At 66.6% G+C, this 21,105-nt stretch carries 25 protein-coding genes and 1 riboswitch; of the genes, 11 read left to right on the forward strand and 14 right to left on the reverse strand.

What is annotated here, in order from left to right; translation table 11 throughout:
• The first annotated feature begins 40 nt into the window (after positions 1-40).
• The gene (locus ACSZL9_RS08320) at positions 41-502 is read left to right on the forward strand and encodes an NUDIX hydrolase (protein WP_446664985.1); all 462 of its coding nucleotides are present in this window, start codon (positions 41-43) and stop codon (positions 500-502) included.
• Between the two features lie 30 nt (positions 503-532).
• On the opposite strand, the gene ACSZL9_RS08325 is transcribed toward ACSZL9_RS08320, so the two are convergent.
• Together ACSZL9_RS08325 and ACSZL9_RS08330 are read right to left on the reverse strand one after the other, a co-directional pair.
• A complete protein-coding gene (locus ACSZL9_RS08325; protein ID WP_446664986.1) occupies positions 533-712 on the reverse strand; it encodes a hypothetical protein in 180 nt (59 codons plus the stop codon).
• Complete coding sequence (locus ACSZL9_RS08330; protein WP_446664987.1) at positions 705-1,145, reverse strand: hypothetical protein; 441 nt, start codon at positions 1,143-1,145, stop codon at positions 705-707. The genes ACSZL9_RS08325 and ACSZL9_RS08330 overlap by 8 nt, the downstream gene beginning before the upstream one ends.
• A gap of 107 nt (positions 1,146-1,252) precedes the next feature.
• On the opposite strand from ACSZL9_RS08330, the gene ACSZL9_RS08335 reads away from it, so the two are divergent.
• Positions 1,253-2,026: an alpha/beta fold hydrolase gene (locus ACSZL9_RS08335; protein WP_446664988.1), complete on the forward strand. Its 774-nt coding sequence runs from the start codon at positions 1,253-1,255 to the stop codon at positions 2,024-2,026.
• Positions 2,027-2,038: 12 nt separating this feature from the next.
• Here the strand turns inward: ACSZL9_RS08335 and ACSZL9_RS08340 are convergent, their stop codons facing one another.
• The 3 genes from ACSZL9_RS08340 to ACSZL9_RS08350 are packed head-to-tail and all read right to left on the reverse strand — an operon-like array spanning position 2,039 to position 3,825.
• Complete coding sequence (locus ACSZL9_RS08340; RefSeq protein WP_446664989.1) at positions 2,039-2,794, reverse strand: tyrosine-protein phosphatase; 756 nt, start codon at positions 2,792-2,794, stop codon at positions 2,039-2,041.
• A gap of 17 nt (positions 2,795-2,811) precedes the next feature.
• Entirely contained in the window at positions 2,812-3,216 is a 405-nt protein-coding gene (locus ACSZL9_RS08345) for an NUDIX hydrolase (RefSeq protein ID WP_446664990.1), read from the reverse strand.
• Between the two features lie 9 nt (positions 3,217-3,225).
• Entirely contained in the window at positions 3,226-3,825 is a 600-nt protein-coding gene (locus ACSZL9_RS08350) for a TetR/AcrR family transcriptional regulator (RefSeq protein ID WP_446664991.1), read from the reverse strand.
• A gap of 132 nt (positions 3,826-3,957) precedes the next feature.
• Between ACSZL9_RS08350 and ACSZL9_RS08355 the strand changes: the two genes are divergently transcribed.
• A complete protein-coding gene (locus tag ACSZL9_RS08355) occupies positions 3,958-4,938 on the forward strand; it encodes an ABC transporter ATP-binding protein (RefSeq protein WP_446664992.1) in 981 nt (326 codons plus the stop codon).
• Positions 4,935-5,759, forward strand: coding sequence for an ABC transporter permease (locus ACSZL9_RS08360; protein WP_446664993.1), 825 nt, complete (start codon positions 4,935-4,937; stop codon positions 5,757-5,759). The genes ACSZL9_RS08355 and ACSZL9_RS08360 overlap by 4 nt, the downstream gene beginning before the upstream one ends.
• Positions 5,760-5,768: 9 nt before the next feature.
• On the opposite strand, the gene ACSZL9_RS08365 is transcribed toward ACSZL9_RS08360, so the two are convergent.
• The gene (locus ACSZL9_RS08365; protein WP_446664994.1) at positions 5,769-6,815 is read right to left on the reverse strand and encodes a serine hydrolase domain-containing protein; all 1,047 of its coding nucleotides are present in this window, start codon (positions 6,813-6,815) and stop codon (positions 5,769-5,771) included.
• A gap of 121 nt (positions 6,816-6,936) precedes the next feature.
• A riboswitch (SAM riboswitch) is annotated at positions 6,937-7,067 on the forward strand.
• 90 nt (positions 7,068-7,157) lie between these two features.
• Here ACSZL9_RS08365 and ACSZL9_RS08370 point away from each other — a divergent pair.
• Genes ACSZL9_RS08370 through ACSZL9_RS08380 form a run of 3 tightly spaced genes read left to right on the forward strand, consistent with a single transcriptional unit; the run spans position 7,158 to position 9,783 of the window.
• Positions 7,158-8,126 (forward strand): MetQ/NlpA family ABC transporter substrate-binding protein, encoded by a 969-nt coding sequence (locus ACSZL9_RS08370; RefSeq protein WP_446664995.1) that lies wholly within the window; start codon positions 7,158-7,160, stop codon positions 8,124-8,126.
• Complete coding sequence (locus tag ACSZL9_RS08375; protein ID WP_446664996.1) at positions 8,123-9,124, forward strand: methionine ABC transporter ATP-binding protein; 1,002 nt, start codon at positions 8,123-8,125, stop codon at positions 9,122-9,124. Before ACSZL9_RS08370 ends, ACSZL9_RS08375 begins: the two co-directional genes overlap by 4 nt.
• Complete coding sequence (locus tag ACSZL9_RS08380) at positions 9,121-9,783, forward strand: methionine ABC transporter permease (protein WP_446664997.1); 663 nt, start codon at positions 9,121-9,123, stop codon at positions 9,781-9,783. Before ACSZL9_RS08375 ends, ACSZL9_RS08380 begins: the two co-directional genes overlap by 4 nt.
• Here ACSZL9_RS08380 and ACSZL9_RS08385 read toward each other — a convergent pair.
• The 3 genes from ACSZL9_RS08385 to ACSZL9_RS08395 form a co-directional block, all read right to left on the reverse strand.
• Positions 9,780-10,577, reverse strand: coding sequence for an isocitrate lyase/PEP mutase family protein (locus ACSZL9_RS08385; RefSeq protein ID WP_446664998.1), 798 nt, complete (start codon positions 10,575-10,577; stop codon positions 9,780-9,782). The genes ACSZL9_RS08380 and ACSZL9_RS08385 overlap by 4 nt on opposite strands.
• A 120-nt stretch (positions 10,578-10,697) precedes the next feature.
• The gene (locus ACSZL9_RS08390; protein ID WP_446664999.1) at positions 10,698-11,774 is read right to left on the reverse strand and encodes a DNA polymerase IV; all 1,077 of its coding nucleotides are present in this window, start codon (positions 11,772-11,774) and stop codon (positions 10,698-10,700) included.
• 46 nt (positions 11,775-11,820) lie between these two features.
• Positions 11,821-12,264, reverse strand: coding sequence for a carboxymuconolactone decarboxylase family protein (locus ACSZL9_RS08395; protein WP_446665000.1), 444 nt, complete (start codon positions 12,262-12,264; stop codon positions 11,821-11,823).
• 79 nt (positions 12,265-12,343) lie between these two features.
• Between ACSZL9_RS08395 and ACSZL9_RS08400 the strand changes: the two genes are divergently transcribed.
• Together ACSZL9_RS08400 and ACSZL9_RS08405 are read left to right on the forward strand one after the other, a co-directional pair.
• Positions 12,344-13,243, forward strand: coding sequence for a sigma-70 family RNA polymerase sigma factor (locus tag ACSZL9_RS08400; RefSeq protein ID WP_446665001.1), 900 nt, complete (start codon positions 12,344-12,346; stop codon positions 13,241-13,243).
• Positions 13,244-13,283: 40 nt separating this feature from the next.
• A complete protein-coding gene (locus tag ACSZL9_RS08405) occupies positions 13,284-13,670 on the forward strand; it encodes an SdpI family protein (protein ID WP_446665125.1) in 387 nt (128 codons plus the stop codon).
• Between the two features lie 10 nt (positions 13,671-13,680).
• On the opposite strand, the gene ACSZL9_RS08410 is transcribed toward ACSZL9_RS08405, so the two are convergent.
• The gene (locus tag ACSZL9_RS08410) at positions 13,681-15,450 is read right to left on the reverse strand and encodes an HNH endonuclease signature motif containing protein (RefSeq protein WP_446665002.1); all 1,770 of its coding nucleotides are present in this window, start codon (positions 15,448-15,450) and stop codon (positions 13,681-13,683) included.
• 155 nt (positions 15,451-15,605) lie between these two features.
• Between ACSZL9_RS08410 and ACSZL9_RS08415 the strand changes: the two genes are divergently transcribed.
• Positions 15,606-16,244, forward strand: a complete 639-nt coding sequence (locus ACSZL9_RS08415) for a GNAT family N-acetyltransferase (protein ID WP_446665003.1) — start codon at positions 15,606-15,608, stop codon at positions 16,242-16,244.
• Here the strand turns inward: ACSZL9_RS08415 and ACSZL9_RS08420 are convergent.
• Positions 16,201-16,857 (reverse strand): class I SAM-dependent methyltransferase, encoded by a 657-nt coding sequence (locus ACSZL9_RS08420; protein ID WP_446665004.1) that lies wholly within the window; start codon positions 16,855-16,857, stop codon positions 16,201-16,203. The two genes, ACSZL9_RS08415 and ACSZL9_RS08420, sit on opposite strands and share 44 nt — an antisense overlap.
• Positions 16,847-17,290: a VOC family protein gene (locus ACSZL9_RS08425; RefSeq protein WP_446665005.1), complete on the reverse strand. Its 444-nt coding sequence runs from the start codon at positions 17,288-17,290 to the stop codon at positions 16,847-16,849. The genes ACSZL9_RS08420 and ACSZL9_RS08425 overlap by 11 nt, the downstream gene beginning before the upstream one ends.
• A gap of 112 nt (positions 17,291-17,402) precedes the next feature.
• Here ACSZL9_RS08425 and lon point away from each other — a divergent pair, with 112 nt between their 5' ends.
• Positions 17,403-19,784 (forward strand): endopeptidase La, encoded by a 2,382-nt coding sequence (gene lon / locus ACSZL9_RS08430; RefSeq protein ID WP_446665006.1) that lies wholly within the window; start codon positions 17,403-17,405, stop codon positions 19,782-19,784.
• Positions 19,785-19,794: 10 nt separating this feature from the next.
• Here lon and ACSZL9_RS08435 read toward each other — a convergent pair whose 3' ends face one another.
• Together ACSZL9_RS08435 and ACSZL9_RS08440 are read right to left on the reverse strand one after the other, a co-directional pair.
• Entirely contained in the window at positions 19,795-20,598 is an 804-nt protein-coding gene (locus ACSZL9_RS08435; protein ID WP_446665007.1) for a hypothetical protein, read from the reverse strand.
• Positions 20,595-21,092: an N-acetyltransferase family protein gene (locus ACSZL9_RS08440; protein ID WP_446665008.1), complete on the reverse strand. Its 498-nt coding sequence runs from the start codon at positions 21,090-21,092 to the stop codon at positions 20,595-20,597. Before ACSZL9_RS08440 ends, ACSZL9_RS08435 begins: the two co-directional genes overlap by 4 nt.
• Positions 21,093-21,105: the final 13 nt, after the last annotated feature.

A 21,105-nucleotide genomic window follows, 5' to 3' on the forward strand; every position in this document is an offset into this window, starting at 1 on the left:
CTCCCGGAATGCACGCTACGACCGGTATTAGCCTGGCGGAATGGGTGGCCGATATGCGGGTGTGCTCGCTTTCCACCGGGACAAGATCGTGCTGGTGCGCGAGTCCTATCCGACGTGGGGCGGCAGCTTCTGGAACGTCCCGAGCGGCGCGGTCGAGGACGGTGAGTCCCCTGCCGAAGGTGCCGCGCGTGAGCTGGCCGAGGAGACCGGGCTGGCGATCCTCTCGGCCGACCTCTCCCCGGTCTCGGAAGTGCTCACCGTGTCCGGCGCTCAGCAGACTCGGGCCTGGAACTACACGGCCCACATCGACGAGTTGGATGAGCCGTCCCTGCAATCCGACGATCCGGACGAGTTGATCGAGGAGGTGCGGTGGTTCGCGCTGTCAGCAGCGATCGAGGAGTTGGAGCGTCTCCCCTACGAGCCGCTGCGGGTTCCGGCGGTTGCCTACCTACGCGGAGGGAGTTCCGTGGGTTCGCCACGGGCGTGGTCGTTCAACGTCTGAGAAGGCAGCCCTGACAACGATTCCGGCGGACTAAGCCGAAGTGCTGCCGCTGCTCACGCGGCGCCTGGAGGCGTTGCCCGAAGGTTCGATCTTGGCCTCGGCGATCTTGCGGACGGACTTGGAAACCTTCCGGCCGGTGATGGCGCTTCGATTGACCATGGCCTCCGCGGCCGCTCTTTGTGCGCTCGACACGAAGACTTGCTTAGCCATCCTCGTCACCTCCGCTCTCCTCTGTGGCCAAGGATACGCCGCTCCCAGAAGCGCCGGAAAGGTCCGAGTCGTCGGTGGCCGAGAGCTGAATCACTTCCGCGTCCTGGCCGAGTGCGTCGATCGCGGCTTCCGGATCCTCGTAGACCGAGTCCAAAGCGGCCTCAACGAAACTCTTCTCCCCGTCATCGAGCAGGTCAGAGTCCAACAACGTCGCCAACTCGGCGACACCGAGACTGGCTATTCGGTTGTCTGCGCTCACTGCCAGCTCAGCTGCCCAACGCAAGATCCGCATCGTTTCCTCGCGCTTTGACCTCGCCTCCAGTTCGTTCGCACTCCGGCGGCTCACCAACTGCGCCACGACAACGCCGACGAACGCCAGGATCGGCGAGCCGAAGGCGACCGTGAAGACCGCCCACAGAGGAAGGGAGACCATAGGCTGAATCTATCGGGGACTCACTCCTCACCCAGTGGACTCGACATGCCCTGTGGACAACGCACCGCACCGTCCATGGCGTGATCGCGCGGCATACGGATAGGAGCTTGCTCGTCGACCAGGGCATTCGCGTCATCGGTATCGATCAGCGCGGGGTACTGCGCTCGGACCCGCTGCCAGAAGGCGCTCCGATCGATGTCCCGTCACTCATCGACGATTTCGAGGCCGTCCGCACCCACCTGGGCATCCCCGAGTGGTTCGTCCTCGGTCACTCCGCCGGCGGCGGATACGCCCTCGATTATGCGGTGGCGCATCCGGACTCGATCCGCGGTGCGATCTTCGACTGTCCGGCATGGGACTGCGACGCGACGGACCGCTACCGGCTCCCGGTCGCGGCCGACCTGCTGGATGAGGCTGGCAAGCACGATGCCGCCGGTGTATGTCGCAACGCGGCCAGCTCCTCCGAACGACTCAGTTTCCAGCCGGAGGTCCTGACGGCGATGCAGCAGTTGGGTCCCGACTACATGCGGCTGTTCACTTTCGGCGAAGCAACTCGCACTCGCTACACCGACCTGATGAAGACTGCACCGGACGGCCTCGACTGGACCCGGGGCCTCTCACACATGCCGTTGGTTGCGGACATGTACGAGGATCGAACACTGGAGCTCTCCCAGTTGCACTGTCCCAGCCTGCTGATTCATGGCGTCGCCGACCTTGTCGCGCCGCCATCGGTGATCGAGACGTACCGGAGGGACACGGGCGAGGCAGTGACAACGATCGAACAAGCTGGACATTTCGCATTCGTCGAGCAACCGGACGAATACGCCCGAGCCGTCGCGTCGTTCGTCATACAGGCGCAGCGCGACCGGAGCGGAGCGTAGCGCGAAGCGGAGCTATCGCAGCAGACCTGTCAACACATCGAGATCTCGCTGGGCGAGTCCAGCCTCGATGAGGTAGCTCCGCACATCAGTGCCGTCGACCCAGGCGCGCAACGCCGGCAGGCGATCGGCCAACGACTCGTCGAGTTCTTCAGCGGTCCACTTCTCGTTGACAGCCGTTGTCCATTGGCCGGCTGCTGTGTCGTAAACCATTCCGTGGCCGCGGTGTTCGGCGGCACCGCGAAAGCCGGCTTCGTAGTCGGCGCAGATCGACTCCGGCTCGGCGCCCGCGAGTGAGAGCAGCATCGCGCACACCATCCCGGTCCGGTCCCTGCCACCGGCGCAATGGATCAGCACCGGCCCGGGCGAACTGGCGATCGCGGAGAACACGGCGGCGAATTTGCCCGGGTAGAGCGCGATGTTCGGAGACCATGAGCGCGGATGATCGAGCCATTGCCCGCACTCGGCGAGGAACACCGGGTCGTTGGGGTCCTCGGTCGGCACGTGCGCGAACTCGATCCCCTCATAGGCGCTGTCGTCGACCGATGGATGGTCTGATCTGCGGCCACGCTCTTCTGCGTTGCGGAGATCGACGACCTTCCGCAAGCCGTCGGCTCGCGCAGCTCGCCAGCCGTCGCCAGTCAGCCACTCGGGAGCGCCGGACCGGAAGACGACGTTTCGCTTCGTCAGCCCACCGCCTACAAGTCGGTGGCCACCGAGTTCGCGCAGGTTTCGGCTGCCGTGCCAGACAGGAACGTGCGAGCTGGTCATACCAAAGACATTACGTGTCAGGACTTTTCGTGCTGCAGCGCCGGGAAGACGTGGTGCGCGAGTAGTGGTGCGAGGTCCGCATCATCATCGGCCAGACCCGTCCAACGCAGTTCGGCAATCTCTGCTGCAGGGTCGCCGACCGGCACGTAGGCGTGTTCGAACACCGTCGCGGTGACGGTGTGGTCGGGTTCGTTGGCGGCGTCCGAGGTGAACGTGCCGATCAGCGTCAGATCCGACGCCTGCACCTCAATGGCGAGCTCCTCACCGACCTCACGCACGGCAGCGTCGATCGCGCTCTCCCCCGGCTCCCATTTGCCGCCGGGGAACATGAACTTGTCGGTGCCGGACTTCCGGACCGTCAGCACCCGCCCCTGTGGGTCACGGAAGACGACGGCGCTGACGACGATCTGCGAACCTCGCACGTCGGCAGGCTATCGGCGAATGCCGCCGAGGATGAGGTCGGTGATGAGTGCGACGGTGTCGTCGCGGCTGACCTGTTGTTGCTGCATGAGTTCGTGCGAGCTGTAGAGCAGCCGACTGATCAGCGTGAGCCGTGCCGCCTGGTGCCCGGGCCGAAAGGTCCCATCCCGCTCTCCCCGATCGAGGATGCCCTGCAGCACTGCGAAGTCACGGCGTTGATGCGCGGCCGGGTCGGAGCCGCCGAGTGCGGCACCCGACTCGAGCAGGGCCGCCGCCGCGCGATGGTCCGCTCCTGCGGCATACGCGACCTGCTCCTCGATGTAGCGCCGCAGCTGCGCTTCCGGGTCCTCCTCCTCGGCTACGGCAGCCGCCACCGTCGCCTGGAACGCGTCCGACTGGGCGGTGAGATATTCGCGGACCGCGCTGACGACATCCGGGACGTAGTTGTACAAGGTCGCGCGAGAGACACCGCTAGCCCGCGCGAGTCGGCTCATCGAGACCGCACCGAGCCCGTCGCTGCTGACGAGCTCGGCCGCAATTTTGCCGATCTTCAGCAACTGCCGTTGCTTGTGCCCGGCAACGGTTGCCGACCAGTCGGCGTCCTGCACCACCTGCGGCCCCCTCTCGAATTGGACACTGTGTATTGTCCCATTGACACAACGTCAGTATGTCGACACGACAGCTGACGTGACGACCGAAGCGTAGTCGGACACCTCGCCCGACCGAGCACACGAGGAGTCGGAATGCGTTCCCAGCAACAGCCGTGCGCGATCGAGATGCACGAGCTGACCAAACGCTTCGGACCGTTGGCCGCGGTGGACCAGTTGAGCTTCACCGTCCAACCCGGTGAGGTCACCGGATTCCTCGGGGCCAACGGCGCAGGCAAGACGACGACCCTGCGCATGCTGCTTGGGCTGGTCACGCCGTCGCACGGCGAGGCCCTCATCGGCGGCCGCCGCTACCAGGATCTGGACGCACCCGCGCGCACGGTCGGGGCCCTGTTGGAGGCCAACGGTTTCCATCCGGGTCGCAACGGTCGCGATCACCTGCGCGTCTGCGCACTCGCCGCCGGCGTGGACGACCGGCGGGTCGACGAGGTGCTGGACCTGGTCGGTCTGTCGCATGCCGCTCGCCAGAACGTCCGCGGCTATTCGCTGGGGATGCGGCAGCGGCTCGGTGTCGCGACGGCGATCCTGGCCGAGCCCCCGGTCCTGATCTGTGACGAGCCCACGAACGGGCTGGACCCGGAAGGGATCCGGTGGCTGCGAGACCTTCTGCGTGAGCAGGCAGCGCAGGGTCGCACCGTGCTGGTGTCCAGCCACCTGCTTGCCGAGATGCAGCAGCTCGTGGACTCCGTCGTGATCATCGACAAGGGACGTCTTGTCCACGAGGGCGCAGTGCAGGCCGTGGGGGCCACGGCGGTGCGAGCGACCAGCGCCGATCCGGCCGCGCTGCGGTCCGCAATCAGCGCTGCTGCGGGCGCGGCGGTCGAGGTCGAGGACTCCGGAGGCGGCACGCTCGTGGTGCGAGGGATCGATTCCACCCGCATCGGACTGATCGCCCACGAGGCCGGGATCCCGCTGAGTCAGTTGGTGACCGAGACCAACACGCTCGAGCGGTTGTTCTTCAGCCTCACCTCGTCGCCCGGCGACACCACGACGGAGTCGACGGAGTCGACGGACCAGCACACACCCTCCGGACTGGCCGAGGAGAACGCACGATGAGCGCCGCCACCACCGCTGTGCCCGACGCACAACCACACGCGACCTCGGGTATGGCGCTCGCCATACGCACCGAGGTGCGCAAGCTCACCACGACCAAGACCTGGTGGGTCCTCGGCCTGGTAGCCATCGCCGTCGCTGTCTTGGTGACCGTGCTGACCGTCGCCGGATCGGAGGGAAGCGGACACACGCCGCTCGACATCTTCACCGGCGCACTCATCGGCGGCGTGCAGACCGCCTACATGATCACCGCGATCGTCGGGATCACTGCAGTCGCAGGCGAATACCGGCACCACACAGTCACCGCGAGCTATCTGTCGGTGCCGAATCGTGGCCGGCTGATCACCGCGAAACTGCTGGTCCTGACCGGCTACGGGCTGCTGGTCGGCATCATCGTCGTAGCCATCTGCTCGGCCATCGCAGCCCCTTGGCTGTCTGCCCGCGGCCTGCTCGGCGGCTCGTTGACGGCATCCGGGGTGACGCGCGCGGTCGTCGGTGGCACCGCTTCGATCGCCGTGATGACCGGCGTCGGTGTCGCGCTGGGAGCGTTGCTGCGCAACCAGATTGCCGCCGTGGGCGCGTTGCTGATCTATCTCTTCGCGATCGAGCAGACCATCAACAGCATCTCGCTCACCCGGCCGGCGTACCCCTACCTGCCCGGCGGTGCGGTGCAGTCGCTCGCATACTCCGGGCACCGCGCCTTCGGTTCGGCAACCGGTGCCGAGTTGCTCAACCCATGGCTTGCTGCGCTGATCATCGTGGGCTATGCCGTCGTCATCACCGCCATTGCCGTGCGGACGACAATTCGCCGCGATGTGAGCTAGCGACCCAGGTCAATCGGACGTCGCGGCAGCCTGCGCGACCCTGACCACGAGGCCCATGTCCGCAACGTCGGAGAGAACTACCGTGGCCTTGCCGAGGTCCGGCCGTATGACGAGATAGGCCGCGTAGCCGCCGGTCTGTCCGTTGTGCCACACCACGATTCCCCCGCCCGGCATACGCTCACGCACCCAGAAGCAGTCGTCGCGATGTGTCGAGGCAGCGCCCGGGGCATCGCCGCGCAGCAGGGCAGCCGCGAGGACTGCGAGATCGTCGATGCTGCTGGTCACCCCACCGGCGGGCGCATACCCGGTCAGCCGCCACTGCTGGGCCCATCGCCCCCACCGGGTGCACCCGCTGCGACGCGGCGCGTTCGGCCCGGCAGAGGTATGGGTGAGTCCGAGCGGTGTGGCGAGTCGATCGCGGACAAGATCCTCGTATGTCGAACCGGTTGCGCGCTCCAGCACCGCACCCGTCAGCGCCGCTCCCAGACTCGAGTAGGCCTGCTCACCCTGTGTCCGAAGCCTGACTCGCCGCGCGTGGCTCACGACCGATGAAACTCCTTGGCCGACATACGGACTGAGACCGAGCACGCCGTAGCCGAGCAGTCCGGGCACCGCGCGGATGCCCAGCGCGATTGGCGGCAACCCACTGCGGTGCGATGCAAGGGCGCTGACCGTGACGGCACCGATGGGGCGGTCAGCCAGCTCCGGCACGTGATCGCCGATCTGGTCGCTCATGGAGAGCTCGCCGCGCTGTTCCGCGTCGGCCAGCAGCATCCCGGTGATCGCCTTGCTGATCGAGCCGAGCTCGAAGACGTCGTCCGTCGAACAGTCGACAGTCGCCACCCGGATCGGGTTGTCACGCCGTGGCTCAACCACTGCGGCTGCGAGGCGCCGGCTCCGCCAGTCCCTGGCGCGCTCGAGTGCAGACCCGACCTCAGCATCACCGGTGACCGCACCAGCGCGATGCACTGCGGCCACGCCGAGTCCGACCACGAATCGCAGGATCACAACCAGGCCGACCACGGCGACGATCCCGCCGATCACTGACCCAACCAATGCCCATCACCCCCATGCGCAAGTGTGCGCCCCTCCTCGAACCGCGTGTGACCCACCTCACGAAAGTGAAGTAACACTACCCGTTTTGACTACTCCGGTAACGCTGACTTATGTTTGATCCAGTCACGAGACCCAGCGACAAGCCCTGGCTTGCTGGGCGGCAACCCTCACGCACGTGGCGGGGTGCCCCAGGTGAATGACTAGGCCGCAGAGCGTGATTCACACGATCTCGCAGTGCGGCAAGCACGGCAGTACCCACTTGACCGTCTTGCGCTGATCGCGCATGGGCGGACCTGAGCACGGCCGGGCGCAGTTCGTCATACCAGCGACCCTGAGGACACCATGCCTGACAACAACATCCCCGACCCGACCGACGTCCCGTCCCTGCCGGACCGGCCGACCCTGCCGCCCCGCCGCATTCACACCCGACGCAGCTGGATCGGCGCGGCAGTCGTCGGCCTCGTGCTCGGGGGCGGCGGCGGTTTCGCCGCCGGTCGCGCGTCGTCGGACGGCTCCGGCACGAAGCTGACCACGGTGAAGATCGGCGTGACCGACGCCGACCAGGACTACTGGAAGGTCTTCAAGAAGCTCGCGCGCGAACGCAACATCAAGTTGGAAACGGTCAATTTCTCCGACTACACCCAGGCGAATCCCGCTCTGGCGCAAGGACAACTGGACCTCAACCTCTTCCAGCACCTGGTTTTCCTCGCGACCTACAACCAGCAGTCGCATCAGACGCTGACCCCCATCGGGTCGACGTATGTCGTGCCGCTCAGCCTCTACTCCCGCAAGCACAAGTCGGTGCGGTCGATCCCGTCCGGCGCCAAGATCGCGATCCCAAACGACGCGACCAATCAGGCGCGGGCGCTGCTGGTGCTGCAGCAGGCGGGGTTGTTGAAGCTCAAGGGCGGCGGCACGATCCTGTCGACGCCGGCCGAGATCGACAAGGGCGCGTCGAAGGTGCGCGTGACACCGGTGGATGCCTCGCAGACCGTCACCTCGCTGTCCTCTGTCGACGGCGCAGTCATCAACAACGACTTCGCGCTCGACGGCAAGTTGGACCCGAAATCCGCTCTCTACTCTGACAATCCGAAGTCTGCGACCGCGCAGCCCTACATCAACGTGATCGTGGCCCGCGAGCAGGACAACGACAACCCGACGTATGCCGAGGTCGTCGAGCTCTACCAGGACCCGCGCGTCTCAAAGCTGGTCGTCGCGGAGTCCAAGAACACCAGCGTGCTGGTGCGTAAGCCCGCCGCTGCACTTCGCAAGCTGCTGACGCGCCTGGAGAAGACGGTGGCGTCGAAGTGAGCGCAGATCCGCTCGTCCGGATCGACTCCGTCAGCAAGGTCTTCGGCAAGAACGAGAGCGCCCACCGGGCGCTGGACAACATCGACCTGGAGATCCGTCGCGGTGAGATCTTCGCGGTCATCGGCTACTCCGGCGCAGGCAAGAGCACTCTGGTCCGGCTCATCAACGGGTTGGAAGAGGTCACCTCCGGCACGGTCACCGTCGACGGTCTCGACATCACCCGATTGAAGGGAAAACCGTTGCGCGCCATACGACGTCGCATCGGGATGGTCTTCCAGCAGTTCAACCTGATGCGGTCGCGCACGGTCTTCGGCAACGTCGCCTATTCCCTGCAGTTGGCCGGTCTGGACCGCGCGCAGCAGGAGCAGCGGGTCGCCGAGCTGCTGTCGTTCGTCGGGCTGCTGGAGAAGGCGTGGTCCTACCCGGAGGAGTTGTCCGGCGGGCAGAAGCAGCGTGTCGGGATAGCCCGCGCGTTGGCGTCCGATCCCGACCTGCTGCTCGCGGACGAGTCGACCTCGGCGCTGGACCCGGAGACGACGCGCGACGTGTTGGCGCTGTTAAGGCAGGTCAACGAGGAGTTGGGCATCACGATCGTGGTGATCACGCACGAGATGGACGTGGTGCGTGCCATCGCCGATCGCGTGGCGGTCCTGGACTCGGGACGGGTTGTCGAGAGCGGCGCCGTGCGCGACATACTCGGCGATCCGCAGAGTGAGGTGACGCAGCGGTTCGTCGACGCGACGGTCGGGAACCGACCGGATTCGCTGCGTTTGCAACAGCTTCGCGAGTCGTATGACGAAAGGCTGGTGACAGTCAACGTGTCCGACCAGCGTGCATTCGGCTCCACTCTCAGCGCTGCTGCACGCGACCACGGGGTCGACTTCGAGATCGTGTATGGCGGCATCACCGACCTGAAACACGAGTCGATCGGGTCCTTCACGGTCGCGCTGCGCGGTCCCGATGAGGGTGTGCGCGCAACAGTGGAGGCACTGTCATGAGCACCGACTGGTCGACGCTCTGGCCGACCTTCCAGACCGCCATCTGGCAGACGCTGCTGATGGCCGTCGTGACCATCCTGATCGGCGGGCTGCTCGGGCTGCTCCTCGGTGTCGCGCTCTTCACCACTCGCGGTGGCGGACTGTTGGAGAACCGTGCGGTCAACACGGTGCTGAACGTGCTGGTCAACATCGTGCGACCGATCCCGTTCATCATCTTCGTCACCGCGATCGCGCCGTTGACCCTGCAGGCGATGGGATCGACGATAGGCACCCGAGCAGTGCTCTTCCCACTCGTCATCGCTGCGACGTTCGGAGTCTCCCGCATCGTCGAACAGTCTTTGGTCTCAGTCGATCCCGGTGTGATCGAGGCAGCGGAGGCGATGGGCGCCGGACCGTGGCAGATCGTTCGCTCGGTGCTCGTGCCCGAGGCGCTCGGCCCGCTGATCCTCGGCTACACCTTCATCTTCGTCGCCGTCGTCGACATGACCGCGATCGCTGGTGCAGTCGGCGGCGGCGGGCTCGGTGACTTCGCGATCACCTACGGCTATCACCGGTTCGACTGGGCGGTCACCTGGATCGCAGTCGCTGTGATCATCGTGCTGGTGCAGTTGGCGCAGTTCGGCGGAAACGCGTTGGCCCGCAAGGCTCTTCGCCGCTAGCCGAAGAGTGCATTCAGCTCGGCATGGCTGTGCGCACCAGCGAACTCGTCATACGTGCCGGACCCGAGCAGCTCGCGGGTTGCGCGCTCGAGGTGACCGAAGATTGCGCCAGCGAGGGATGATCCGGCTGAGATGCGCCGCGCGCCGGCGGCATGCAGATCGCCGACGCTCGGCGCACTCGGCCCGGTGAGGATGTTGACCGGCGCGTCGATGGCAGCAGTCAGCCGCGCCACGGTGTCCAGGTCGGTCACGCCGGGGACGAAGATCCCGCTCGCGCCGGCGTCGAGGTATGCCGCGGCACGTGACAACGTGTCATCGAGGTCGCCCGCACCCAACAAGTAGCCGTCGGTGCGTGCGTTGAGATAGAGATCGATGCCCGCGCCGGCCGCAGCTTTCCGGACCGCTCGCACGCGTGCCGCGGCCTCGTCGACGGGCAGTAGCGCGCCGCCGCGTGCGTCCTCCAGGTTGACACCGACAGCGCCGGCCTCAACGACCAAGCGCGTTGTTTCGGCGAGATCGCTTGTGCTGTCGCCGAATCCGCCCTCGATGTCGCACGAGACCGGCACGATCGCAACCGAGCAGACGCGGCGCAAATGCTCGAGCATCAGGTCGCGATCGAGCACATTGCCGTCCTTGACCCCGAGGGACCAGGCGACAGCTGCGCTCGAGGTGGCGAGCGCCTTGGCGCCGGTCTGCTGGATCACTGCAGCGGAGGCAGCGTCCCAGCAGTTCGGAAGGACGACAAGGTCGTCGTGTAGTGCGTGGAAGGTGGCGGCGAGTTCGGTCTGCGTCATGTGACTCACGGTACGGACACCCGCAACTGGTTACTCGCGGAAATTCGACATGGATGTGGTCAGGCGGTTTCGATACGGTCTCCTCCGCTTCGCTCCCCCGACCTACTCAACCAGCACGGGTCACGGGCCGCCGCGACGGCCGTGGGTGCGCGGGGCGTCATACCCGCCCTCGGGCGGCACCATCTCGCCTCGTATGCCGAGCAGACGCACCGGTCGATCGTCGGAAAGTTTTGTGTAGAGGGCAAATGCCGTATCCGCGATGACGGTCGGGTCATAGGTCGGCTCGGCCAGTTTGCGGACACGCGTGAAGGTGAAGAAGGGCGCGAAACGGATCTTCAGGTGCACTCGCTGACAGGGGCGCTCCTCCCGCCGCATGTCCTTCTCGATCAGCGCTGCGAGCTCACCGAGGGCGGCACGGATCTCATCCGGCGTCACGAGGTCCTGCTGGTAGGTCGTCTCGTGACCATGAGCCCGGGCGATCCACGGGGTGTCATCGACTGTCGCGCTGCCGGCGCCCCGGCCGAGGCGGCCGATGTGCGGGCCGGTGTTGGGTCCGAACTCGGTCGCAAGCAATTCGTCGGACGCGGCGGCAAGCTCGCGCACCGTGCGAATGTCGTGTCTTTCCAGGCGTTTCGACGTCTGCGGACCCACGCCCCAGAGTGCTTTCACCGGGCGGTCACCCATCACGTCGAGCCAGTTGTCCCGGGTGAGCTGGAAGACCCCGGCGGGTTTGCCGAAGTCGGTCGCGACCTTGGCACGGACCTTGGTGTCGCCGATCCCGACGCTGCAGTCGAGCCCGGTCGCCGCATGCACAGCATCCTGCACGGCGCGTGCGGCAACGACGGGGTCGTCGGCAGTCAGCCCCATGAACGCCTCGTCCCAGCCGAGGACCTCCACGACAGCACCCGGGAAGTCACGCAGCGCCTGCATGACTTTCGCCGAAACCGCTTCGTAGACAGGGAAATCCACCGGCAGGAAGATCGCGTCCGGACACCGCTTGACCGCGATCTTGAGCGCCATACCCGATCGGATGCCGAACTCGCGGGCTTCGTAGGACGCGGTCGACACGACCGCTCGCTCGGTCGGGTCGCCGCGGCCACCGACCACGACGGGCTTGCCCGCGAGCTCGGGATGACGCTGGATCTCGACGGCAGCGAGAAACTGATCCATGTCGACGTGCAGGACCCAGCTCGTCATACGGCTCACCTCGCTTGCAGCAAAGCTTGCCGTATGACGGAGGGGTTCAGCGAGTGCCGGCGATCTGCCGCGTGGTGACGTTGATCCTGTTGAAGAGGTTCGTGGTGGCGACCCAGGTGACGAGAGCGGCGAGTGCCTGCTCGTCATACCGGTCGGCGACTTCGTCCCAGACGGAGTCGGGCACCGGGTCGAGACTGTCGGCGATGCGCGTCATGTGCTCGGCGAGCAGCAGTGCGGCGCGCTCGTCGTCGGTGAAGTACGGCGCGTCGCGCCAACCGGCGATCGAGATGAGCCGCTCGTCGCTCTCGCCGGCCTTCTTCGCGTTCGCCATGCCGTATTGCAGGCACCACGAGCAACCGTTGATCTGGCTGACCCGCAGGTGCACGAGCTCGAGGGTGGCGTCGGGCACGCCTTGTCCGCGGACGGCCGCCGCCAGTGCCTGCACACCCTTGATGCCGGATGGGTCGAGCAGCGCGGCAGGGTTCGTCATACGGGGTTCCATGCGATCTCCTTGTGCTTGGGTGGATGGTTCACAGCGGGTGACGTATGGCGCAAGGAGAATGTGACAGGTGAGCGACGACGAATTGTTGGCGAAGGAGTTCGACACTCACCGCACGAGGTTGCGGGCTGTCGCATACCGGGTCCTCGGGACGTATGGCGACGCCGATGACGCCGTCCAGGAGGCGTGGCTTCGACTGGCCGGCGCTGACCGGTCGCGGATCGACAACCTGAGCGGATGGCTGACCACGGTCGTGTCGCGGATCTGCCTGGACATGCTGCGGTCCCGTCGCACGCGCGCCGAGGACGAACTCGACGAGCTCGATGACCGGGACACGCTGGAGTCCGATCCCACGCAGGATCCGGAAAACATTGCAGTCCTGGATGATTCGGTGAGCGAAGCGCTCCTTGTGGTGCTGGACCGGCTCGGGCCCGCCGAGCGGCTTGCGCTCGTTCTGCACGACGTCTTCGGGGTGCCGTTCGACCAGGTGGCGGCGGTGATCGAGCGATCTCCCGCCACGACGCGCCAGCTGGCCTCGCGCGCCCGCCGCCGGGTGCGTGACGCCGATGTGGACAAGGCCCGGCAGAGCCAACGCAGCGCGGTCTCAGCTTTCCTGCATGCGTCGCGCAACGGGGATATGGCCGGTCTGCTGGAGATCCTCGACCCGGAGATCGTGCTTCGCGCGGATCGGGTGGCGGTCGCTGCAGCCGCTGCTGCACCGGAGGGCGCCCCGCAGGTTGATCGTCGATTGACCGGTGCGCGGGCCGTGGCCGCAGCCTTCCAGGGCAAGGCGGCCGGGGCCGAACTGGCGCTCATCGATGGGCGGATCGGTGCCGTCTATGCCCCGACCGGCAAAGTGGTGTCGGCGATCGCGATACGCGTCCAGGACGGCCGGGTCGTGGCGATCGACGGGTGCGCCGATCAGGACACCATCGCGTTGATGCAGATCGAGGTGCTCGGGGCGCCATGACGCCTCGGCCGACGAGGTGTCTACAGTCGGCTACGTGTTCATGGGGCTCACCGGGGGAATCGGTCTGCTGGCATGCGCCGCGGCCATTTACTTCTCGACGTGGGCGGCCGCACGCGGCTCGTTGCCGCGTGGCATCGGGATCGGCATACGAACGGCGACCACTCAGCATTCGGACGAAGCGTGGGTGGCCGCGCATCGTGCAGCGTTGCCATGTGCCTCGGTGCTCGCAGCGATCGCTGGGGTGCTCGGGATAGCGCTGATGGTTGCGGGTGCTCTGTCTTTTGCCGATACCGTCCCGCCGATGATCGTGGTGCTCTTCGTGCTCGGCTACGGGGTGGTGCTGATCGGTGCCTGGCCGTTGGTGCGGATCGCGAACAATGGTGCGCTGGACGCCGGGTCGGCGCGAGAGCAGGAGCGCCCGAGCTGAGCGGCTTCGATCAGTCGGCCGGACGGGTGACGTATCGACGCCCGGACGGGCTGGTCCAGGTGCACACGCCGTCCAGTGTCATCGAGACCTGCCAGCCGCCTTCGTGCTTGGCTCGATGATGGTGCCGGCACAGACATTGGAGGTTCCAGGCCGCGGTCGGTCCGTCGGGCCAGCGAGTGACGTGATCGACGTCGTCGAGCCGGGCCGGCCTGGTGCATCCGGGGAACCGACAGTGCTGATCTCTCGTCACGACGAAACGACGCAGCCGCGCACCCGGACGATAGGTGATGTCCGAAGTCTCCACTGTCGCACCGGTTTTCACATTGACGAGAGCACGCGTCAGCTTCACACCCAAGGCCCGGCACATCGCAACCAGCGCACCCGCGGGTATGACGCCGATACCTTCGACCACGGCGTCGGAGACCCGGAACGCACCGCCCGACCCTCTCTCGGTGGCCGAGCCTGTCGAGGTCCGATCGCCGAGTTTGTCGAGTTGGCCGAGCTTGTCGAGCTGGCCGAGCTTGTCGAGGTCCACCCGGCTCGCCCGCCGCTGCTTCGGGCTTGTCCCGGTCGGGCGATCATGTCGCTGCGGACAGCTGGAATGGCCTGACCCGTAACGTATCTCGACACGTGGTGCGAGTCTGCTACCTGCTGCAACCAGGGCCTCGGGGTCCGCGTCAGCATCACAAGGCGTGCGGATCACGAGGTTCATGGTCGGGGTGTCGAGCCTGGTCAGTGTGTCCAGCCCATCCTCAGCAGCCGACCGCAGCAGATCCGCCAACTCGGCCTCGACCCATGAGTCCGACGACTCCGACCGCTGACCGAAGTCGGTGACCGCTGCGCCGGGCACCGGTCCTGCGGCCGGCGAACCACCCTCGGTCGGCAGCACGGGGATCTGGAAGATGCACGTCGTGCTGATCGAGATGTTCCGCAACATGAGGTCGATGAAGGCATCCACCCGGCACTCATCGAGCGACTTGCCGGTGGTCGTGTCCTTGTGCAGCTGGCGAGCGAGCTCGTTGATCCCGGACATGATGCGCACCGCGTCCTCGGTGGGCAGGATGGCGTGGAATGCGGTGAGGCCCGGCTCGTGGTGTGGGTAGGCCCGGACACTCTTCGCGTTGGCACGGCTCCTCTTCGCCACCCGCTCCGCGTCGGCCGGCGCACGGTCGGCCAGCAAACGCCTGGTGCGCCGGACGAGTTTGGTGGAGGTCATCGAAATCGGTTGGTCTTCTTCATCATTCGACGACTGCGCATCGTCGATTGCTGCGAGCAAACGGCTCTCGACCTTCCGCGCGACCTTGGGACGCACGCCGCAGAGGGAGTCCGCCACGATGTTGAGCTTGCGCGGATCGAGGCTGCCGTCGACGGTCCGCTCGAACAGCCTGGGCACCGTCCGGATCGCACCGACAGCCTCGCTGAGGCGATTGGTCGTCTGCCGGTCGGACCAACCGAGACGGACTCCGAGCTCCTGTGGCAGCCACTCGTCGGCATACGAACCGATGGCGTGCCGCACCTCTCGCAGCTCCTGCCCCGGCTCCGCCACTTCTTCGATCGCCGCCACCTGAGCCAACCGGACCGACTGCGCCGCCCAAGTGGAGCTCTGCAACTGCTGGCACACGACAACCTGCTCGACCAGCTCTTCCCGAGAGGTGCCCGACGTGCCCGCGCGGACTTTGTCGACCACCTCGCTCACCAGCGCACGCGCGGTCGCGAGCAGCTCCTCAACAGGTGCGCCGGCGATGTCCTCACCGGTGACCAGGAGCTGTGGATTCGACATACCTATATCGTATGTTTGTTCGATAGTAAATGCAAGGGTTTTCACCGTATATTTCGTTCAATACCAGTTACTTTCGTGCTTTACCGACGCGATTGCACACTGACATTCACGTTATACGGAATGACCGACAACGCTCGACGTGCAAGGCTGCTCCGGTGACCACGAACTGGCCCTTCGACGACCTGACGCTCATCGGTCCTGACCTCATGCTGCGTCCGGTCCGCGACAACGAGATCGGGAGGTTCGCCGAGCTTCTGCCGGACGACTTCGACCTCGACCCGACCTACCCGCCGTTGCCCGAGCTGCCGCCCGGCAACGACCGCGCCCGCCGCTTCGCGCAGAGCGTATGGCGGCACCGCGGTTGCTGGTCGGTCGACGACTGGGCACTCGACTTCGGCATATGGCGACACGACCAACCCGTCGGCATACAGACCCTCGAGGGCACCGACTTCCCGACCGAACGCACCGTGGACACCGCCTCATGGATCGCGAAACCGTTTCGCGGCAAGGGTTTCGGCATACGAGCACGCGCGTCCGTGTTGGCGTTCGCGTTCGAGCAGCTCGGCGCCGAGCAAGCAGTCAGCTCAGCAGTCACGACCAATCAGGCATCTCTGGGCGTGAGCCGGCATCTCGGCTACCGGGACACCGGCGTCCGCCCGCACGACACCGGCGACCGCATCGTCGACCTACAGCATCTGGCACTCAGCCGCGAGGACTGGGCAGCATCAGACGCGCGAATCTCCCTCGAAATCAACGGCTTCGACGCCTGTCGCCCGTTCTTCGGGCTGCGCTGAACGGCGCGCGCTCGAACTCCCCCACCCACCGGTCGCCACCGCGCATCGGGATGCGCCGCATTCGGGTCAGCCGCACGTCACCGGTCGCTACTCGACGCACCTCCGGCTTCGCCAGCAACCACGGCGGCCCCGGCGGATCGTCGTCACCGGGGCATCGAGCGATAACGAGAATCTCGCCCCCGTGCCCGCACAGCGACGCAACACCCGCCGCAGCCGCCTCGTGCAATTTCGGCGGCAGCGCCTGCAATGTCGTGCACTCGATGACCAGATCGAACGCACCGCATAATTCGTCCGGCAGATCGAGCAGGTCCGCCGTCCTGTAGTTCACGGTCGACTCCGCATGACGAGACTGCGCCTCGGCCAGAGCCGTTCGCGACACATCGAAGGCCGTCACATCAAACCCGTATGACGCCACCAACTCGGCGTCGTCGCCATACGCGCACCCGATCACGACGGCCCGCCGACCGACCACGCCATCAGGGAACCGCTCACCCAGCCAGGTCACCAGGTATGGCGTCGGCTCCCCGTGGTCCCACGCGACCGCCGGACCTCCGGCGCCCGCATCGACATACAGCTGGCCGTACCAGCCTGCCGAACCCCGCTCAGCGGGCATCCATCCGCCCCGGCGCCGGACTGACCGGATCCGAGATCTCCACCGTCTGGCCCATCGGATCACGCACGACATAACTCCAGTAGCCGACCCAGAACGGCTCCGACCGGAGCGCTTCGATGCCTGCGTCCTGCAGCCGAGCCACCGCACCGGCAAACGATTCCGGTGCGAGCGCAATGCTCCAGGAGGCCGCCGCGTGTGCCGGCGCCGGCTCGACCTCCAACCCGTAGACCCAACCCGGCTGGAACGACCATGCGGACAGCGGGACCGCCTCGGCATCGAGGCCGATGGCGAGCTGCACGACATCGTCGATGGCAAACGCGATCGAGTCCGCCTCGTCCCAGATCTGCTCCAGGCCGATGAACTCCCGGTAGAACCGCCGAGACGCCGGCAGGTCATTGCTCCGCGTGTAGAGGAAGAACGCCCGGTCAGCCATCAGCCGAGTATGCCGGAGCCCACGGGAACAAAGTGCCGATCGGCGGCCTTGAGTGAGTAAGACTCAACTTTCGCTGCGGCACACCGTGCCGCCATACGACTCCAGGAGAGCGATGACCCAAACACATCAGCTGCCGGTGCTCTTTCTGCACGACCAGGTGGCGCTGCCCGGCATGACCCTGCCGATCGAGCTCGACGACGAGGCTCGCGCAGCAGTCGATGCCGCACGCGCGGCGGACAGCGAGCAGCTGCTGCTCGCACCGCGCATCGACGACAAATACCCGACGGTCGGCGCCGTCGCGACCATCGAGCAGGTCGGCCGTATGCCGAACGGCGAGCCCGCCGCTGTCCTGCGCGCCACCGACCGCGCCCGCATCGGCCGCGGCGTGGCCGGACCGGGCGCCGCGCTCTGGGTGGAGGCCGAGGTCATCGAGCCCGGTGTCCCGACCGAGCGCACCACCGAGCTCGCCACCGACTACAAGCGACTGGTCGTCGCGACCCTCAAGCACCGCAACGCCTGGCAGGTCATCGACCATGTCGAGTCCACGACCGACCCGCACGCGCTCGCCGACCTGGCCGGCTGGGCGTCATACCTCTCGCCGCAGCAGCGGGTGCAGCTGCTCGAGGAGACCGACGTCGACAAGCGGCTCGAGACGCTGATCACCTGGACCGGCGATCACCTTGCCGAGCAAGAGGTTTCGGACAAGATCGCCACCGACGTGCGCGACGGTATGGAGAAGAGCCAGCGCGAGTTCCTGCTGCGTCAGCAACTGGAGGCGATCCGCAAGGAGCTCGGTGAGAACGAACCCGAAGGTTCCGACGACTACCGATCCCGCGTCGAGGCCGCCGACCTGCCGGACGAGGTCCGCGAGGCGGCGCTGCGCGAGGTCGGCAAGCTGGAGCGCTCCAGCGAGCAGAGCCCCGAGGGCGGCTGGATCCGCACCTGGCTCGACACGGTCCTCGAACTGCCCTGGAAACACACGACTTCCGACCGCACCGACATCACCGCAGCACGCGAGGTGCTGGACGCCGACCACCACGGCCTGGACGACGTGAAGGACCGCATCGTCGAATACCTCGCGGTCCGCGGGCGTCGCGCCGAGCGCGGCATGCAGGTCGTCGGCGGTCGTGGCTCGGGTGCCGTGTTGGCGCTCGTCGGCCCGCCCGGGGTCGGCAAGACGTCGCTCGGAGAGAGCGTCGCACGAGCCCTGGATCGGTCGTTCGTTCGCGTCGCCCTCGGCGGTGTGCGCGACGAGGCCGAGATCCGCGGTCACCGGCGCACGTATGTCGGGGCCCTCCCCGGCCGGATCGTTCGCGCCATCAAGGAAGCCGGCTCGATGAACCCGGTCATACTGCTGGACGAGATCGACAAGGTCGGCTCCGACTTCCGGGGTGACCCGGCGGCCGCGCTGCTCGAGGTGCTGGACCCGGCGCAGAACCACACCTTCCGCGACCACTACCTCGAGCTCGACCTCGACCTGTCCGACGTGGTCTTCATCGCCACGGCCAACACCCTCGAGACGATCCCGAGTGCCCTGCTGGACCGGATGGAGCTCGTCGCCCTCGACGGCTACACCGAGGACGACAAGGTCGCCATCGCGTCCACCCACCTGCTGCCCCGGCAGCTGGAGCGGGCGGCGTTGACCGCCGAGGACGTCACCATCGACGACGCCGCATTGCGTGAGATGGCAGGCGAATACACGCGCGAGGCCGGTGTCCGGCAGATGGAGCGGATGATCGGCAAGATCCTGCGCAAGGTCGCCACCAACCTCGCGACGGACAAGGCGGAGGCGCCGGTCCGGGTGACTGTCGAGGACCTCAAGGACTACCTCGGCCGGCCACGGTTCACGCCCGAGTCACCTGAGCGCACAGCGATCCCCGGCGTCGCCACAGGTCTCGCAGTCACCGGCATGGGCGGCGACGTGCTCTTCATCGAGGCCGCCACACCGGCTGTCGCGAAGCTCCAATCAGCCTCTGCTGAGGGCGAGTCGAGCTCCGAGCCGCGCCTGACCCTCACCGGCCAACTGGGTGACGTGATGAAGGAGAGTGCACAGATCGCCCTCTCCTACCTGCGCGCGCACGGGTCCGAACACGGTGTCGACCCGGCCACGCTCAACGGGGCCATTCACCTGCACGTGCCGGCCGGCGCGACACCGAAGGACGGCCCGTCCGCCGGCGTCACCATGGTGACCGCGTTGGCATCACTCACGACCGGCCGCCCGGTCCGCAGCGACGTCGGTATGACGGGAGAGGTGACTCTGAACGGTCGCGTCCTCCCGATCGGTGGCGTCAAGCAGAAGCTGCTTGCAGCCCAGCGTGCAGGGTTGACGACGGTTTTCATCCCGCAGCGCAACGAGCCGGACTTGGACGACGTGCCGGACGAGGTCAAGAACGCCCTCGACATACGACCAGTGAGCGACGTTGCCGAGATCCTCGCGGCAGCATTCGAAGGCACGTCCGAGCACGCGTCCTCCGGCGCCCACTCCGCCGCCTGACGCTCAGGCGTCAGGCGGCCGTTGCGGCGTCCCGTCGTGAGTCCATCAGGTCGATGGTCTGCAGGATCCAGAACGCCGCGAAGAGCCCGAGGAGCGAGAGCTCCAAACCGAGCAGCGCGTAGCTCCACGCGTGGAGCAGGCCGAAAACAACGCCCGCACACAGCATTCCGGCCAGCACGACCCAGTAGGCACCGTCGAAGCGGGTCCGACTCGGAGTCGACTCGCGGGCGATGACCCGCACGCCCCAGTCGGTGTTCAGCGCGACCACCGCCACGAACGGAAGGAACGTGAAGGTCGCCGCCAACGTGTGCGCGTGCGCGGCGAACGACGAGCTGTCCACGGACAGCCAGACGACACCGACCAGCCACGCGAGCGCGACGCAGGCCAGCCCGATCACGCTCCACGCGGAGATCGGGTGGCCGGCGCGCCGACTGCGCCATACAAAAAGGAGGACGACGATGTAACCGACGGCCAGCACCGTCAGGAAGGTCGCTGCGTTGTTCGTGATCGCAGCACGATCCGGCGGATGCCCGCTCTCCGGCGTCGGCACGAACGCCACCATGGGTGCACTGACCCCGGCGAGATTGAGGCAGACGTTCTCGGCGTCGGTGAAGCCGCGCAACGCGACCAGACAGACACCCACGCTGGCCAGCACACCGATGAAGACCGGGCCAGCCGGTGTGTAGTAGTAGGCACTGAGCGAGGTCTGCCACCCGTCGCGAGTCGTCTCGGCTGCCACGGACACGACCAGCGCCAGCAGCAGCGCGAGCAGGCAACAGCGCACGTAGCGATAGGTCGTGACCTGGGGGCTCATGGCGCGAGCTCGAGTTGATACCACCGGGTGTCGATCCACCGATCGAACTTCCGACCGACTTCGTGCAGCGTGCCGACCAGCCGGAACCCCAGCGACTCGTGCAGTGCGCACGACGCCGGATTCGGTTCGGCCACAACGGCGATCGCAATGTGCATGCCGTCCGATCGCAGCAGCTCGAGCAGGTGTGTGTAAGCCCACCGACCTAAGCCCCGCCCCGTTGCGTCCGGCCGCAGATAGATCGATGTCTCCCTTGTCCGCTCGTATGCCGGGCGCGGTCGGAACGAGCTGGAGTAGGTGTAACCGAGGATGTCCCCGGCGTCCTCGACGACGAGGACATGGTCGCCGGCAGCGGTGCTGTCCAGCTTGTGCCGCCAATACGACTCGGGCGGATCCTCGAAGTCGAACGTCGCGACGGTCTCGCGGACCTCCCGGCCGTAGATGGCACGAATGGCGGGCAGATCATCGGGTGTCGCGTGCCGGACTGTTGCGGACATACCGACACCGTAG

The sequence above is a fragment of the Flexivirga sp. B27 genome (assembly GCF_052905685.1).